Raw genomic sequence first — 16,889 nt, 5'->3', positions numbered from 1 at the left:
AGGCACCGGGTCACATCATTGTGTGGAGCAATCCACGTATGCGTGATTCATGTCCGTGATTCATGCGCAATATTTTCAAGACGGGCCAGGGCGCATCCGTTCATTACGCGAGGGGAAAGCTTCGAACTGATGGCATGAGCCATTCGTTCATATCCGGATGCACGCTCCATGGACTTCGAAAGCCCTCGGCAAGCGAATCGTCGAAAGTGGAGGAACAACGAGGCAATCAATGTCGGCATTTTGCCATGACACGAAAGAAGAGGCTAAACGCTACAGCGTCAAGGCGGAGCGCGAGCCTAGGAAGCTAAAGAAAACGCCGCCGACGTAATACCGCGTGGACAACCGAATAGATACCGCGCAAATATCTAATTGATCTTGCGGAAATATGGCGCTCCCAAGGGGACTCGAACCCCTGTTTTCGCCGTGAGAGGGCGACGTCCTAGACCGCTAGACGATGGGAGCGTATCGAAGATGAATGCTTTTATTACGGGCGGGGTCAAGTCGCAAGCCCGTTTAGGCCCGTTGATGCAAGATACCGCATCAGGCTGCTTTTTAGTCACGGTCACCGATTCCGAAGGCAAGCCCGGTCGCACGATCAAAACCTTCGCCTCCCATTCTCATCGCGATAAACTCATTGTTTCCCACCAATCTCCTTATCTTGAGTCGTGATACTTATCTGATCGGAAATCCCCAAAAATTTCCGGACGAGGCTGCGGCTACGTCCCCAATGCCGAGGCAAAGGTCATCCCTCCCATGATGCGTTCCGAGCCTGAGCTCCATCCCGCCGCAAAACCCGTCTATCCTCCGGCCCCAAAGCCGCAGAAAGCGCCCCTCGGCCCCTTTGCGACGCTTCGCCACTTGCGCCGCAATCCGATCGAAACCTGGACGGAGGCCCATTTCGAACTGCCGATTCTCATGGGCCGGACGATTATCGGCGAGATGGCCCTTATCAATGATCCCTCGGCCATTCGCCGCGTCCTGGTCGAAAATGCGGCCAATTATCATAAGGATCGGCTGCAGAAGCGCGTGCTCGGGCCGGGGCTCGGCCAAAGTGTTCTGACCGCGGAGGATGCCGACTGGCGCCGTCAGCGGCGCCTTCTGGCGCCGCTCTTCACCCCAAAAATGGTGGCAACCTTCGCCGGGGCGACGGAGGCCTGCACCGCAGCGATGCTCGCGCGGTGGAAACGCCGCGAGCAACCATCCATGGTTGATATTCACGCGGAAATGACGCAGCTGACCCTCGAGATCCTGGGCCGCACGTTGTTCGCGGACGGACTTGGCCGCCAGCCGCAGGAAGTTACCGCAGCCATGACGCACTATTTCGAAACAATCGGGAGTCTCGATCCCTTCGACCTTCTTGATTTTCCCGAATGGCTGCCGCGTCCGACAAAATGGCGCGCGCAGCCAGCGCTCGATTTCCTCGGCGAGACCGTCAAGGGGCTCATCGCGCGCCGTCGGCGGCTCATGGCCGGAAACGCCATCGGAGCGTCTTCTACCATTCCACACGATCTTCTTACGCTTCTGCTCGAAGCCGAGGATCCCGAAACCAATAGCGGGCTCTCGCAGAAGGAGATCGAGGCGAATATCATCGCCTTTATCGGTGCGGGCCATGAAACGACCGCCAATGCGCTCACATGGTCACTTTATCTTTTATCCCTTTCACCGGAATGGCGCCGCCGGCTTGAAAAGGAAGCGGAGGTGGTCCTTGAGCGCCCCCTCCACGAGCAGGCCGATCATCTTTACGAGACCCGAGCCGTGGTCGAAGAAGCTATGCGCCTTTACCCGCCTGTCGCAAGCCTGAGCCGCGTGGCGCTGGATTATGACGACCTTGCCGGCCGCCGTATCCGCAAGGGGACGGTCGTCATGATTTCACAATGGGTCCTGCACCGGCACCGCCATCTGTGGGAGGATCCGGATCGCTTCGACCCTGCCCGCTTCCTGCCCGGGCGGCGCGAGAAGATCGATCGTTTCGCCTTTCTCCCGTTTGGAGCCGGTCCGCGTATCTGCATCGGCGCAGGCTTCGCCATGCAGGAGGCGACACTCGTGCTGGCGCATATTCTGCGCGAGTTCCGTCTTTCCACGAAACAGGGTTTTAAGGCCGAGCCGGTCCAGCACATCACCTTGCGGCCAAAAGGCGGTATGCCGATGCTCATGCGCCGCCGCGCCTGAAAGCGTCTGTCGCGTCGCGCTACGGCAGCCTGTCTCTTTTATTCTTCCTCACCTAATGGATAGGCCGCTTCAATGCGATAGGGTCCGCCACCCGTCGAGGCGCGCGACGAGTAGAGCACGAAACGCCGCGCCTCGAACCGCCGCGCCGCAAACAAGCCCCGCTCGGCGATATAATGTGCGACCGCGTCGGCAGGCGTTGCCCGCAACCGCGCCAGCGTGACATGGGGCGTGAATTTGCGTGGCTCCGGCGGCAGACCAATACGGCGCATCAGCCGTTCCTGCTCGGCCTGCAATTCGTTCAGAACAGGGTTGCTGCGCGCCTTGACGATGAGCGAACGCGGTTTGTCACCGCCGAAGGAATCGAGGGCGTCGAGCGTGACGGCTAGAGGTGGCTTGCGGATCAGATCGAGCGTCGCGGCAACGTCACGCGCCATGGCATCATCAATATCGCCAATGAAACGCAGGGTGAAGTGGTAATTCTCGGCATCGATCCAGCGAGCGCCCGTAAGGCCGCCCCGCATGAGCGATAAATCCTGTGCGAGTTCGGCAGGGATTTCGAGGCCAGTGAACAAACGCGGCATGCCTCAACTCCCAACTGATACCGGGTCTCGACGAGACCCATTCATCGCGACGGACCACACTTGCAGGGACCCGCTTTCAAGCCGAATGTCAGCTTTGAAAACTTTGTAGAAAACGTTCGGCAATCGGCAGGAATTTTTCGACAATGCGGTCGACGCCCTGTGCATTCGGATGCAATCCATCCGCAAGTTCCAATGAAGGATTACCAGCGACGCCATCAAGGAAAAAGGGATAGAGCGGAACGTCGAATTCCTTGGCGAGGGCAGGATAGATCGCTTCGAATTGCTCGCGATAGGATTTGTCGAGATTTGGTGCGGCGCGCATGCCGGCCAGGAGTATCCTGATGCCGTGGCTACGTAGCCGGCTCATGATCTCGGTCAAAGCTTTCTTGGTCGCGGCTGGATCGACGCCGCGCAGCATGTCATTGGCGCCGAGCTCGAGGATCACGCCATCCGCGCTGTCGCCAAGGCTCCAGTCGAGACGCGCAAGGCCACCGGAGGCCGTATCTCCCGAGACACCGGCATTGACCAAATGCACATCATAGCCTTTAGCGCGCAAGGCCTTTTCGAGCACCGCCGGGAAAGCCGCGGAGCCCGGTAGCTGATAACCTGCCGTCAGGCTGTCGCCGAGAGCAATGATCTTCAGCGGACGTTCAGGAGCACTCATACTCATGGTCGAACCAAAGCCGACGAAAAGCACCGAAAAAGACAATACATTCAGGGCTAGGGAAAAAAAGGCGCGGCGCTGATAAGCTATGCCATCACGTGTGAACTTGAGCTTCTCTGTGTTTCGCATATCGAATCCTTTGCCTTTCCTAAAGAATGCCATGATCTCCGCTGAATGCGATATCTGCGGCGGGTGGACCATTGCATCGAGTCTTTTGGAAACAGGGTCATTTCCCACACGAGCCAAAGATCCCGGTTCATGCTATAGCCTGTGGCAAAGATAGTGCGCCCTTTGTCATTCCCACATCCTGAGAGGCGCCTTGGGTCGGCGGACACCGCGCGAGAGTGTGACAGATCAAAAACACGATTGATTTCGTTATTTCAAAGCAAAACCAGCGCTGACGGAAATTTGACCCTGCAGGCGAGCCCCGGAACGCTTGCAGGGGGAAGATCCCGAAGTGATGATCCCGAAATAATTGCTGAAACAGTTTGTTCCAATGACGATGAGGTTGCCGTGGACGCACCATTGATGCAACAGGCCAAAAAGACAGGGCCGGCCGCCATCGAACTTCACAACGTGCATCTGAGCCTGGGCCAGGGAGCGGCCCGCGTCCATATTCTGAAGGGAATCAGCCTGCAGATCGCTCAGGGGGAGACCATCGGCCTCGTCGGGCCATCAGGCTCCGGCAAATCCACCTTGCTGATGGTCATGGCTGGGCTGGAACGTCCAGATCGCGGAGACCTCAAAATCGACGGACAGGCGCTCGCGACTTTGGATGAGGATAGGCTCGCCCGTTTCCGCGGCGAGAAAATCGGCATCGTGTTTCAAAGCTTCCACCTCATTCCGACCATGACCGCGCTTGAAAATGTCGCAATTCCGCTCGAACTCGCGGGGCGGCCACGGCCCTTTGAACAGGCTGCCGCCGAACTCGCCGCCGTCGGCCTCGCACACCGGCGCGATCATTATCCGGCGCAATTATCAGGCGGTGAACAGCAGCGCGTCGCGCTTGCCCGCGCTCTGGCGCCGGCCCCGTCCATTCTCATCGCAGACGAACCCACCGGCAATCTCGATGGTGCGACGGGCACCGAAATCATCGATCTGATGTTCGCGCTGCGGCGCGAAAGGGGCGCGACCCTGGTCCTCGTCACTCATGATCTCGCCCTTGCCGAGCGCTGCGACCGGAAGATTCCACTACGCTCGGGAGAAATCGAAACCGACGCCACCACCACTGCCGTGACCTCCGCCACGGCGCCGCATTGATCCTTACTTTCCCATCGGTCGAGCCTAAGGCCTCATAATGTTCCTGTCTCTTTCCCGGCCGGCGCACGGATACAGGCTCCTGCTGCGGCTCGCTCTGCGTGATTTGCGCGGTGGCCTTCGCGGGTTTGGAATCTTCCTCACCTGTATCGCTTTGGGGGTCGGCGCCATCACCGGCGTTTCGGCTTTGTCGCGAGCGCTCGAAGCTGGTCTCGCAGCGCAGGGGCGCATCATTCTTGGCGGGGATGCCACCTTCGAGACAGTCCAGCATGAGCTGGGAGCAGTGGAAGAAAACTTTCTACGCAGCCACGGAAGACTGTCCCGGATCGCGACTTTGCGCGCGATGGCCCGCAACGATTCCGGCGAGGCTCTACTCATCGAGATCAAGGCCGTCGATAATGCCTATCCGCTCACGGGCACGGTTTCGCTCAATCCCGCGCAACCCTTGTCCGAGATTCTGGAGAATCGCGACGGAGCCTTCGGCATAGCCGCGGATCCGGAGCTCCTGACGCGGCTCGGCCTCAAGACCGGAGACATTGTTCAAATCGGCGATCGAACCTTCGTTCTGCGTGCGACGCTGACGCGCGAACCTGATCGTCTCACCGGCGGTCTCGGCTTCGGCCCGCGTGTCCTCATGAGCGAAGCCGCGTTGCGGTCCACTTCCCTGCTCGCTCCCGGCGCACTGGTCCATTGGTTTTATCGCATCATTCTTCCTGCCGCCCCGGGGAATCCCGCCTCCCTCGCCTCTGCCGAGGAGCTCAATCGTTTCGTCACCGACGCCAAGGAGCATTTTCCGCGTGTCGGCTGGGAAATTCGCACGCGCGAGAACATCTCCCCACAATTCAACCGGAACCTTGAGCGGTTCACGCAATTCCTCACGCTCGTCGGACTCACCTCGCTGCTGATTGGCGGGGTCGGTGTCGCCAATGCGATCCATGCCTTCATCGCCCGCAAAAAACCGGTGATCGCCACTTTGAAGGCACTCGGGGCTCCGGGTTCCGCCGTCTTCCTGCTCATGCTGACGGAAGTCATGCTGATCACTTTGATTGGCATTGCTATCGGAGCCCTGATCGGCACGGCCCTGCCCTTCCTCCTGCCGCTCTTTTCGGCCGTACTGCCCTTCCCGGCCGAAGCCGGCTTTTATCCCGGCACCATTGTCAGCGGCGCCCTCTATGGCCTTTTGACGGCGCTTCTTTTCTCGCTCGCGCCGCTCGGGCGAGCGCATGACATACCGGTGGCGGCTCTGTTCAGGGAAACAATCGATCCGCTGCCTGCCCGGCCAAGACCGGTTTATCTCGCCCTGACCGCGCTCACGGGTCTCCTGCTCTTTGCAATGTTGTTCGGCTTTTCCATCGACCGGCGCGTGACCTTGCTGTTTACCGTTGCGGTTATCGGCTCCTTCCTTCTGTTGCGGGCCGTCGCCTTCCTCATCATGTGGAGCACGAGAAGAATCCACCATGCGCCCTATCTCGTGCAACGGCTGGCGCTCGCCAATATCGGCCGGCCCGGTGCACCGACCCCTTCCATCGTGCTCTCTCTCGGCCTCGGGCTGGCGCTGCTCGTCGCTTTAACCCTCATCGACGGCAATCTGCATAATGTACTGGACTATGGGTTGCGGCAGAAGACGCCGAGCCTCTTCTTCATCAATGTGCAGAGCGCCGAAGTCCCGTCCTTCATAGAATTCCTCGAACAACGCGCTCCCGAAGGAGATATTGAACTCGTTCCCATGCTGCGGGGCAGAATCATCGCTCTCGCTGGCCGGCCGGCCGAAAGTGTCACCCCGGCGCCGGAAGCGGCCTGGGCGCTGCAGGGCGATCGCGGCATCACATTCTCCGAGACGCTGCCGCAAGGCTCCACGCTCTCCGAAGGGCAATGGTGGCCCCAGGATTACAAGGGGCCGCCACTTGTCTCGATGGAAACCGAGGTTGCTCATGGATTGGGACTGAAGGTCGGCGATATCCTGACCGTCAATGTGCTCGGGCGCGAAATCGAGGCACGAATCGCCAATCTGCGGCGGGTGAACTGGCAAAGTTTCGGCATCAATTTCGTGCTGGTCTTTTCTCCCTCGAGCTTCGCCGGCGCGCCGATTTCGGAACTCGCGACCCTGACGCTGCCCGGCGGCCCCGACGATCCCGCAGCCGCCGAAATCGCCCGCCAGGCGGCGGCACACTTTCCGAACGTGACCAGCCTGCGGGTGAAGGAGGCGCTCGACGCGATCAGCAATGCCGTGTCGCAGTTGGCGCTGGCCATTCGCGGCCTGTCGGGCATTGCGCTTCTCTCCTCCGTCCTCGTCCTTTCAGGTGCTTTGGCCGCAGGACACCAGGCGCGGCTACGCGATGCCGTCATCCTGAAAGTGCTCGGCGCAACGCGTCAGACACTGCTTGCCATATTGCTGTTGGAATATGGCGTGATCGGTTTGCTGACGGCCCTTTTTGGCGTTGTCGCGGGCGGCTTCGCCGCTTCGCTGATCACGACGCGACTCATGCATCTTTCGTTCGTCTGGCTCTGGCCTCAGGCGCTTGCTGCCGCCTTCGGAGCGCTAGTGCTCACCATCATTCTGGGATTGATCGGAACGTGGCGCGTTCTTGGCCAGAAGCCTGCCCCCTATCTACGCGATCTTTGACGGCGTGCATTCTCCTGCCCCCGCAAGGCTTTGGCGAATGCGTGCGAAACCCGAAACATGCCCGACGGTTTCTCCGCCGGTAACATCATGCCAAGGTTAAGGAGAGTTCATGGAGCGGGTACTTGTCTCCATGAGGGTTTGCGCCATATTATCTCTGATATAGAGCCATAGAGGTAAATGATCGATGGCACCGGGCATGATGCGCATGAAATATTGGGCTCCATGCTTCTGGTTTCGGTCTGGCGTCGACGCAAAAAGGGTTTGACGCTCCAACCTCGTCAACTTTTGAGGAAATCATGTCTGATTTCGACCGCAACGTTAGCGCCCGCTGGGGGCAGGGTCTGGCAGGGGCCGGTCGCACCACAATCGATCAGGGTCTGCGCGCCTATATGCTGGGCGTCTACAACAATATGGTCATTGGTCTTGCCCTCACCGGTCTTGTCGCGCTCGGCGCGAACATGCTGGCGGTGGTCCATGACGCAAGCGGCCATATCATTGGCCTCACGCCCTTCGGTCAGGCCCTTTACACGACACCGCTGAAATGGCTCGTCATGCTGGCGCCGCTCGGCTTCGTCCTGTTCTTCTCTTTCCGCATAGAACAGATGGCGGCCTCGACCGCGCGGACGCTGTTCTTCGCCTTTGCCGCGACAATGGGTCTGTCGCTTTCGACTCTGCTGCTGGTATTCACCGGCACCTCGGTCGCGCGGGCCTTCTTCATCACGGCGGCGGCCTTCGGCGGCCTCAGCCTTTATGGCTACACCACGAAGCGGGATCTCTCGCCGATCGGTTCGTTCCTGGTCATGGGCCTGATCGGCCTCATCATCGCCAGCCTCGTCAACCTGTTCGTCCAGAGCACCGCCTTCCAGTTCGGCCTGTCGATCCTCTCGGTGCTGATCTTCTCCGGCCTCACCGCCTGGGACACACAGGCGATCAAGTCGATGTATTATGAAAGCGACGGCTATGAAGTCGCGACCAAGAAATCGGTCAATGGCGCTTTGATGCTCTATCTCGATTTCATCAACATCTTCCAGTCGCTGCTGATGTTGACCGGCACGCGCAACGACTAATCCTCCGGCGCAAATCCGAAAAATGAAAGGCCCCTCACCGGGGCCTTTTTTCATTGATGCTTACCGCAACAAACTCTCGTGAATTCCCGGTGTCAGCGACGAAGGCGCATTCATCCCGAGACCAGTTTCAGCTTCCTGTCGAGAACATCGATCACCCGCTTCAATTCATGGCCGCGCTTCAGGATGAGGCCCGTCTGCGTGATCACGCTGAAGGCACCCTGCTTTCGCGCAAGCTTTGGATTTTTCTCGATACGGTAGAGAGGCATTTCAGAGGCACGGCGGAAAATCGAGAAAACCGCCTTTTGCGGCATCAAATCAAGGGCGTAATCGCGCCACTCGCCCTCGGCCACCTTGCGGCCGTAAAGATTGAGAATCTCCCGCAATTCATTGCGATCGAAGGAAACGATCTCAGCCGCATTTGCCTGCCCGGCGGGATCGGAAGGGACACCAGTTAGCCTGGCGGAAGATTTTGGCCGGTTGAGGCCAAGCGGCTGCTTATCGTCGCCCTCCGACATATCGTTCATCGGCCTGTCCTGCATTCTCGGCCCAAGTTAGAGCGTTTCCGATGGATCTGGAACCGCTCCACCAAGAAACTCGCAGCATTTTCAACAAGCTGGAATGCGAAACGATCCATCAGGATCGAAAGCACTCTCAGCCTCCTGCCCAAGCCTCTTCGAGCGAAATCGCCTTGAAAAATAAGATGCTAGTCCAAAGCCAATTCCAGGCCAAGGGCCAATTCGCATCGCCCCAAAGCGCGTTGATCGCGACGGCTTTCCCTCATCGCGATCGGTCGTGGAGAAATTGCTCATAAAGTTTGAGCGTATCCACGGCGATGGTTTTCCAGGCAAATTTGCCGATTCCGGCAAGGCCCGTCGCGCGCAGTCGCGTCCAGAGGTCGGGATGATCCATCAATCGCGTTATCGCGGCGATGAGGCTTTCGGTGTCGGCGCGAGGCACGACCAATCCATTCTTTTCCTGCGCGACAATGCCTGTCGGTCCGGGAATATCGGAAATGATGGGGACGAGACCGCAGGACATCGCCTCGATCGGCGACAGAGGAAAACCTTCCGTGAGCGACGGAAAAGCCTGAATATGGTAATCTTTCAGGAGTTGCGGCAATTGCTGATTGTTGTAACGGCGCGTGATCTTGATCCGCTCCCGGAGCGCCTCGGGATAATCATCGAGAATAGTCTGATCATCGACACCGGTGCCGAAAAAGCCAAGGGTTGCATCGCTATAGCGCGTCATCACGGAAACCATGGCATCACGCAAAAAACGAATGCCCTTGCGATCGATATAGGTTCCGATAAAGGCAACATGTCTCGGGCCAACGGGGGGACGATCCATATTCCCCTCAGCCACGAGTTCTCGTGCGCGCCGAATGAATGGATCATCGACGCCATTGATCACCAGCGCCGTGCGTTCGCGCGGAACCTTCAGTTTCTCGACAGCGTAATCAATATCGAACTGGTTGAGGAAAAGGGAAAGGTCCGCATTCCTGAAGGATTGCCGGCATTCCCACAAACGGAAACCGCCGTTGTAGATCGGATATTTCCAGGACAATTTCTGACCTGTCTGACGGGCATCTTCGACCAGACTTTCATGCACGACATGTTCAAGACCATGGCTGCGCGCGACGACGAGCGAGCTTTGGCCCGGGCGTTCATGCAGGATCATCCGCCGCAACGCTTCGACAATCCATCCATCACCCGAAGAAAGATCATAGACATCATAGGCAGGGCGCCTCGCGATTTCCGACGCGATGAACCACGGAAAACGGTATCGTTTCGTTCCTTCCGAGCCAGTCATATCGTCGAAACACAGGAGATCGACATCATGGCCTAGCGCGCGATAGGCTTCGGAAAGGCGCCAGGTCGCTCCGGGCGCTCCCGCATTCCGGTCGAGCTCGTGATGGATCGAAATGAGAATACGCAATTCGCTTGTCCTGTCGCATCGCTTTGGCAGGTACCAAAACGCCTTATGGTTGATGAATCAGTGTGTTACGAAACGAACCTGTTGTCTTGCTTAGTTGAACATTATTCCCCGCCGTAAGGGGTCTCTCGCAACACATTCCCGCATTTTGGCGGCCACCTTATGGCGCCAGCGATATGCCGGCCGGTGGAATATGCGGCGCTGCTTCAATGTCTTATCATAGCGGTCAAGATCGAGGAGATTCCGCCCACACGCGGCCTGCCTTGCGAGGATATATCTCCAAAGGAATCAATCGAGTAAATGGCGCAGTTCGAGATTTATGAGAAGCAACTTTCTTTAAATTCTGATTTCATCAAGGTTCTCGGCTGCATTGATGGCGCACAAGAAAAAACCAAGATCAGTCTTGGTTTTTTCACACAAGGCTGTTTAGAGCATATTTCAATCTGCTAAAACCGCTTCGCGGTTTAAACATCTTGAAAAAGCACTCCTTTTGCTCGACAGGATGTTTCGGAGCGAGCCGAAGAGGCGCTAGAGCATTTTCCGATAAGGTTGAATCACTTCGCGATTCCATAGCCTTGAAAATACTCTTGTTTTTTGACTGGAGCGTTTCCGGATAGATCCAAAACGCTGTAGCCTTGAATCCATGGACTTTGCGCAATATGTCGCTTCGTGCGGCGGAACTCGTCCATGGCACTGACGATCCTTTCACGCATCATCGCATGATCGGTGCCAACTTGGTCAATGCCATATTTGCATATTGTGTTATTTAAAGGAGATAGCGGACCATGACCGAAGCGGCAGAGCACAAGTCTGGAGAATCGCAAGCGTTCCAGGCCGATGTCGCCAGGCTCTTGCATCTTATGGTGCATTCCATCTATTCCGACCGTGATATATTTTTACGTGAATTACTTTCGAACGGCGCCGATGCCTGCGAGAAATTGCGCTATGAGGCCATAGCTCATCCCGAACGCGCGCCCGCTCCCTTCGCGATCAAGATCAAGGCCGACAAGGAAAATCGCCGGCTGACGATCGAAGACAATGGCATCGGCATGACGCGTGAGGATCTCGCGGATTCGCTCGGCACGATCGCCCGCTCGGGAACAAAGGCCTTCCTCGACACCCTGACCGCTGAGGTCCAGGAAGAGGCCGAAAGGGAGGCCGAGGCAGATAGGCCGCAGAAGACCGGCCCTGCGAGCGATCTGATCGGCCAGTTCGGCATCGGCTTTTATTCCGCCTTCATGGTCGCCGACAAAGTCGATGTCACGAGCCGCCGTGCTGGTTCTGATCAGGCATTCAACTGGAGCTCCGACGGCAAGGGCACCTTTACCATCGTGCCGGTCCCGCTCGAGGACGCGCCGGCCCCCGGTACGCGCGTCACCCTGCATATCAACGATGCATCGCAAAACTATCTCGAACCTTATGAAATCGAACGCATCGTACGGGAACATTCAAGCGCCCTCGCCGTGCCGATCGAAATCATCGAACCAGCCAAGCCTGAAGAGGGAACCGAAGAAGGCGAGAAGGCTGGAGAGAATAAGGGCGAGGAAACACGCCGCCTGACCGATGGCGCCGCGCTATGGACCAAGCCCAAAAGCGCTATCACGCCTGAACAATATACGGAATTCTATCGCGACGTCGCCGGCCAGTTCGATGAGCCCGCACTGACGATTCACTGGCGGGCCGAAGGACGCCATGAATATACGGTGCTCGCCTTCATCCCGAGCTTGCGGCCGTTCGATCTTTTCGATCCCGCGCGCAAGGGGCGCGGACGGCTTTACGTCCGCCGCGTTCTCATCACCCAGGACGCCGAACTTGTGCCGCATTGGCTGCGTTTCGTCCGCCTGGTCGTCGATTCGAACGATCTGCCGCTGAATGTTTCGCGCGAGATGATTCAGGAAAGCCCAGTCTTCGCGGCGATCAAGAAGGGCGTCACCAACCGCATCCTTCAGGAACTGACGAAACTCTCGGAAAACGAGCCGGAAAAATTCGCCACCATCTGGGAGCATTTCGGCAGCGTCATCAAGGAAGGCCTGTACGAGGACGCCGAGCGGCGCGACGGCCTGTTCAAGATCGCGCGCTTCGCCACCTCGACGCATACCGATGGCGGACGCGCATTGAAGGATTATGCCGCCAATCTGCGCGAAAACCAGACGGCGATTTATTATCTTCTTGGCGATGATCTGAAGCGGCTCGCCGCCAGCCCGCAACTCGAAGGCTTCCGCAAGCGGGGGATCGAAGTGCTGCTGCTTGCCGACCATATCGACGCCTTCTGGGTCTCTACGGCGGTCGGCTTCGACGGCAAGCCGTTCAAATCGGTCACCCAGGGTGCCGCGGATATCAAGAACGTACCGCTCGCGGAAGGTGAAGAGGATAGATCCGCCGCAGCGGATGCCGGCGGCCTCGCCGCGCTCTTCGCCTTCATGAAACAGACGCTCGGCGAGAACGTCGAGGACGTGCGCACTTCCGACCGCCTGTCGGAAAGCCCGGCCTGTCTCGTTGCTTCCGATTTCGGCCCCGACAGGCATGTCGAGCGCATGCTGGCGGAACACGGTCACCTCGGCAAGGCCGCCAAACCGATCTTCGAGGTCAACCCGGCTCATCCTCTGATCGAGGCATTGAATGCTGACCTGGCGAGTCCCGACAAGGAGAAGCTTGAAGACATCATCTGGCTTCTTTTCGATGAAGCGCGCCTGATGGAGGGAGAGCAGCCCGCCGATGCGCCGCATTTCGCGAGCCGCCTGACCCGCATCCTGCTCAAGGCGGCCAAATCCGCCGAAAAAGCAGGTGTGTGAGCAAGCGAAAATGCAAGAGGATAGAACAAAATTGGAAAGAGGCGCCTATACGGGCGCCTCTTTCCCGGCAAACACCCCGGGTTTTGAAGGGGCAGCCTTGTGGCGCCGTGACGTGGCGCAGCGCCATCTGACAAACCTGTTTACCCAGGCGGGCCTCGCCACTCCTGGCCTCGATGCGCGGCTGCTGCTCTGTGGCGCGCTCGGCATCGACCATGCGGCGCTCGTACGCGATCCAGATCGGCTGCTCGGCACTGATGCCGGACGGCTTGCCGAATTCTGCCTGCGCCGGCTGGCGTATGAACCGGTTTCCCGCATTCTCGGCCACCGCGAATTCTGGAGCCTCGATTTCCAGATCAGCCCGGCGGTGCTCGATCCACGCGCCGACACCGAAACCCTGATCGAGACCGTATTGAAGGATGTCGCGGCTAGCGGGCAACGGCCCACGACGATTCTCGATTTCGGCACCGGTTCAGGGGCAATTCTCGCCGCCTTTCTAAAGGAATGGCCAGAGGCTTTCGGGATTGGCATTGATCTTTCGCCAATGGCCTGCGTCATTGCCTCGGACAATCTCACCCGGCTTGGCTTCGGCTCCCGCAGCGTCGTTGTTTGCGGTGATTGGGGCAGCGCGCTCAAGGGTCGATTCGATCTCATCGTTTCCAATCCACCCTATATTCCGCGGGAGGAAATCGGCACGCTCGATCTGGAAGTCCGCCTGCACGATCCCCATCTGGCACTTGATGGCGGCGGGATTGGTTTTGCGGCCTACCAGGCCCTGCTGCCAATGCTGCCCGCGCTTCTGGCTCAAAATGGACTGATCGCGCTTGAATGTGGCGCCGGCCAGATGCCGGAATTGCGGAACCTTCTTCGTCAGACAGGCTTCACGCCCGGCACAGTTGGAGTTGATTTGGGCGGCCACGAACGTGTCGTGCTTGCTCGCCCCCTTGGGAGCACCAACTGAGAGCTCCAATTGAGAACGCTCATTGAGCTCCTATTGGACGCGAACTCGACGCCTAAAGGGATGGCTTGGGGGATCTGGACGATCCGTATCAGGAAAATCTTCGACTGCGGCGAGCGTGAGAAATTCTCGATTAGGGTCTTGGCGTTTTCCCCGAAAAGAGTTAGCTTCCTTCCCCAAGGAACGGCTTGAGATCAATATTCTACCGTAATCAGTGTCGAGAGTACTCAACGTAACTCGGAATTCAGCTTGACCGCAGCAATTCTGGTACGGATATTGAATGATCTCCACAAACGGTAGAGGTAGCCACCGCCATTTTGGTAAAAGCTTTCGTCGTTAAAGCAGGTTGCATCTCAAGCCGATCGCTTAGCGATGCCGAACCAGATGTGCTTCCTCCATCGGAGTGATGAAGACTTCTTTTTTCATGCGCTAAACTCCGTTCGCTCTCGAAAGGATCGACATTCGTTTCAAGGCCGGCCTTCCGAAGCCAAATCACGGGGGACGAGGACCCTCTTTAGCTCCGGCTAATGCGGTTCGAGCGAATTGGATTTGCGCAAAAGTTTCAAAGCGGAGTGATTTCTGAAAACGGCTGGGCAGGTCCCTATCCACCCCCTCAGGACAGACAAGAGCGGGAATCACAGGAAGAGAATTGGGAACGGCATCGCGAAGAGATTGAACTCGAACGTTTGGCGATTCGATCGAGGCGTTCCCAGGCAGTCCACCCAGAACTTTGACGGATGTTTTCAGGAGAGCTGAAACAATCAATGCTTCTCTCTGGCTGGCAATACTGTCGGCGGAACAAAGCTATGGCGAGTACGCAACCTTCGTGTGAGGCCGGATCCCTCTAGGATAATAGGTCTGTCATGGCCAGCGCCATCATCGGCGGGGCGATCATGGCAAGCCGGAGCATTAGGGAAGTTTCCGAAACGCTCCGTGTGAAAATTGTAGCGTATTTTCATGCCTTGATATCGCGAAGCGATTCTCCGCAGAGAAAGATGCGCAAGACGATGGCCAGGATCGCGTAGCGATGCCGTTCAACCGAAAGGCGCATTGGAAGGGCGCATGAACACCATTTGCTTCCTCAAACTCGAGAGCGATGCTCTTTGATTTTGAAACGCGCCCAAATGGCCAGAAAGACTGGTCCTTTTCGGTTTGATGCTTCAGAGCAAGGCCGGCTGTCCCGGTGCTGCTCCAAGACGACAAAAGAAAATGTTTTCAACAAACTCGAATAATACAGGAGTCAATCCTGAAGGAAGGTACTTTGGGACAGTCTCTATGCGTGTTTATCACACATGATGTCATCCCATTGATTTTCTTACTTAAAGATGAGCCAAAGCGGACGTTCCGGCGTCCTCGGCGAAAACCAGCATTTAACTCGGCGTGGAACACGCCCGCCGCGTCTCAATTCCCCGCCCGGGTCCTTATCGAAGGCACGAGCGGAGAAGGGTAGAGAGAGCGGGAGCACTGCTGAAAGGTTGCGATTACGATGCCAGTCAAGGATCATCGATGAGACCAGGTCAGAATAAACGCATGCGCGGTCGTCCGAACAACCGGAAGGGCCCCAATCCCCTCACCCGTTCCTACGAGTCGAACGGACCCGATGTGAAAATTCGCGGCACGGCTCATCATATAGGCGAGAAATACCTGCAACTGGCGCGTGATGCGCAATCCGCCGGCGATCCGGTCATGGCGGAAAGCTATCTCCAGCATGCCGAACATTATTTTCGTCTGATCGCTGCCGCGCAATTGGCCCAGCAACAGGCGGCCACCGGCTACCAGCGCACGAATGCGGATAATGAGATCGACGAAACGGATGAGGATGAGGATGATTTCGGCGGCGTGCCGGATCGTTTCGCTTCGCCCCTCGAACGTTTTCCATCGGCGCAACCGCAGATCGCGACGGGCCATCATGCCAGCGCCCAACCCTATACGGCGGAGCGTTCCTTCTACGGCAGCAATGGCGAACGGCAGCCTTATGAGAGGAATGAGCGCGAGAGGCACGAACGCGGCCCGCGGCAAGACAATCGGCAAGACAATCGACAGGAACACCGGCAGGAAGCGAGACAGGAGCGCTCTTTTCAGGACCGCTCGTTCCAGGAACGCTCCTTCCAGGAGCGGCGGGAGCGCCATAATGATGAGCGCAATGCCGGTGAAGACCGTCCGCAGCGCGAACAGACAAACCGCGGTGGCCGCGGTGGCCGCAACCAGCGTGACTATTATGGTGATAATGCGCGCAATGAGCGATTCGCGCAGCGGGAAGAGGCCGTACCGACAGAGGTCACCGATGGGCAAGGCACGCTTCCAGCCTTCATCACCGCGCCGGTCCGTCTGCAACCCGAACATCGGCAGCCTGAGCATCGGCAGGTAGAATCGCGGCAGCCGGAACGGGGCCTGGATCAGGCCATGGATACACTTCCCGGCCTTGCCAGCTCTCCGGCGGATAGCAGCGAAGAAGTCACAGGGTTTCATCTGCGTCCGCGCCGCCGCCGTCGCACCAAGGCGGAAATGGCAGCGGAACGTGGTTACGCCAGTGACAAGGCGAACGCCCCCGACCCTGTTAGCGATTGATATCGAAAATCTGGAGCATGTTCGGATGTTTCCGAACGTGCCCCACTTGGAAAGGTTCTATAGGCAGCAGCCCTGTCTCAAGACAGTCTTCCTGCCCGGCTATGCGAAACCCCGCCGAATGGCGGGGTTTTCTTTTTCGCCTGCTGGACGGCTCATAAAATTGAAATGATTTCAGCGTCTTTGAGTCGCGAGGACCAAAGGGCGATGAGTCAGGCTCAACGCCCTTTGGTATAAAATACCTCTTTAAAGCGAAAATATTTCAGCCGCGGCTTTCCGCCACT

13 protein-coding genes and 1 tRNA gene are annotated in these 16,889 nt (G+C 57.9%); 9 read left to right on the top strand and 5 right to left on the bottom strand.

Annotated features, from left to right (window positions below):
- Window positions 1-386: 386 nt before the first annotated feature.
- Window positions 387-462 (bottom strand) — tRNA-Glu (locus DL88_RS06595).
- A gap of 9 nt (window positions 463-471) precedes the next feature.
- Between DL88_RS06595 and DL88_RS20200 the strand changes: the two genes are divergently transcribed.
- On the top strand, window positions 472-669 hold the full coding sequence (locus DL88_RS20200) for a hypothetical protein (RefSeq protein ID WP_156970968.1): 198 nt from the start codon (window positions 472-474) through the stop codon (window positions 667-669).
- A gap of 84 nt (window positions 670-753) precedes the next feature.
- Window positions 754-2,169 (top strand): cytochrome P450, encoded by a 1,416-nt coding sequence (locus DL88_RS06590; protein WP_034993594.1) that lies wholly within the window; start codon window positions 754-756, stop codon window positions 2,167-2,169.
- 38 nt (window positions 2,170-2,207) lie between these two features.
- Here DL88_RS06590 and thpR read toward each other — a convergent pair whose 3' ends face one another.
- Together thpR and DL88_RS06580 are read right to left on the bottom strand one after the other, a co-directional pair.
- Window positions 2,208-2,750: an RNA 2',3'-cyclic phosphodiesterase gene (gene thpR, locus DL88_RS06585; protein WP_034993591.1), complete on the bottom strand. Its 543-nt coding sequence runs from the start codon at window positions 2,748-2,750 to the stop codon at window positions 2,208-2,210.
- 88 nt (window positions 2,751-2,838) lie between these two features.
- On the bottom strand, window positions 2,839-3,420 hold the full coding sequence (locus DL88_RS06580; protein WP_034993832.1) for an arylesterase: 582 nt from the start codon (window positions 3,418-3,420) through the stop codon (window positions 2,839-2,841).
- Between the two features lie 522 nt (window positions 3,421-3,942).
- Between DL88_RS06580 and DL88_RS06575 the strand changes: the two genes are divergently transcribed.
- The 3 genes from DL88_RS06575 to DL88_RS06565 all read left to right on the top strand — a co-directional run bounded on the left by DL88_RS06575 (window position 3,943) and on the right by DL88_RS06565 (window position 8,361).
- The gene (locus DL88_RS06575; protein ID WP_210165281.1) at window positions 3,943-4,674 is read left to right on the top strand and encodes an ABC transporter ATP-binding protein; all 732 of its coding nucleotides are present in this window, start codon (window positions 3,943-3,945) and stop codon (window positions 4,672-4,674) included.
- A gap of 37 nt (window positions 4,675-4,711) precedes the next feature.
- Complete coding sequence (locus tag DL88_RS06570) at window positions 4,712-7,294, top strand: ABC transporter permease (protein WP_034993588.1); 2,583 nt, start codon at window positions 4,712-4,714, stop codon at window positions 7,292-7,294.
- 296 nt (window positions 7,295-7,590) lie between these two features.
- A complete protein-coding gene (locus DL88_RS06565) occupies window positions 7,591-8,361 on the top strand; it encodes a Bax inhibitor-1/YccA family protein (RefSeq protein WP_034993585.1) in 771 nt (256 codons plus the stop codon).
- A 110-nt stretch (window positions 8,362-8,471) separates the two neighbouring features.
- Here DL88_RS06565 and DL88_RS06560 read toward each other — a convergent pair whose 3' ends face one another.
- Both DL88_RS06560 and DL88_RS06555 read right to left on the bottom strand, forming a co-directional pair.
- Window positions 8,472-8,876, bottom strand: coding sequence for a DUF2794 domain-containing protein (locus DL88_RS06560; protein WP_084705021.1), 405 nt, complete (start codon window positions 8,874-8,876; stop codon window positions 8,472-8,474).
- A gap of 262 nt (window positions 8,877-9,138) precedes the next feature.
- Window positions 9,139-10,296: a glycosyltransferase family 4 protein gene (locus tag DL88_RS06555; protein ID WP_034993582.1), complete on the bottom strand. Its 1,158-nt coding sequence runs from the start codon at window positions 10,294-10,296 to the stop codon at window positions 9,139-9,141.
- Window positions 10,297-10,593: 297 nt separating this feature from the next.
- Here DL88_RS06555 and DL88_RS20195 point away from each other — a divergent pair, with 297 nt between their 5' ends.
- The 4 genes from DL88_RS20195 to DL88_RS06535 all read left to right on the top strand — a co-directional run bounded on the left by DL88_RS20195 (window position 10,594) and on the right by DL88_RS06535 (window position 16,608).
- Window positions 10,594-10,743, top strand: coding sequence for a hypothetical protein (locus DL88_RS20195; protein WP_156970967.1), 150 nt, complete (start codon window positions 10,594-10,596; stop codon window positions 10,741-10,743).
- Between the two features lie 335 nt (window positions 10,744-11,078).
- Window positions 11,079-13,085 carry a molecular chaperone HtpG gene (gene htpG, locus DL88_RS06550; RefSeq protein ID WP_034993579.1) on the top strand — a complete coding sequence of 669 codons (2,007 nt, stop codon included), beginning with the start codon at window positions 11,079-11,081 and terminating at the stop codon, window positions 13,083-13,085.
- A 31-nt stretch (window positions 13,086-13,116) separates the two neighbouring features.
- Entirely contained in the window at window positions 13,117-14,043 is a 927-nt protein-coding gene (gene prmC, locus DL88_RS06545; RefSeq protein ID WP_245270657.1) for a peptide chain release factor N(5)-glutamine methyltransferase, read from the top strand.
- Between the two features lie 1,527 nt (window positions 14,044-15,570).
- Window positions 15,571-16,608 carry a DUF4167 domain-containing protein gene (locus DL88_RS06535; protein ID WP_051955669.1) on the top strand — a complete coding sequence of 346 codons (1,038 nt, stop codon included), beginning with the start codon at window positions 15,571-15,573 and terminating at the stop codon, window positions 16,606-16,608.
- The last annotated feature ends 281 nt before the right edge of the window (window positions 16,609-16,889 follow it).

The organism is Beijerinckia mobilis, from assembly GCF_000745425.1.
In the GTDB taxonomy this organism is placed as follows: domain Bacteria; phylum Pseudomonadota; class Alphaproteobacteria; order Rhizobiales; family Beijerinckiaceae; genus Beijerinckia; species Beijerinckia mobilis.
This window is presented reverse-complemented; position numbering and strand designations above follow the sequence as displayed.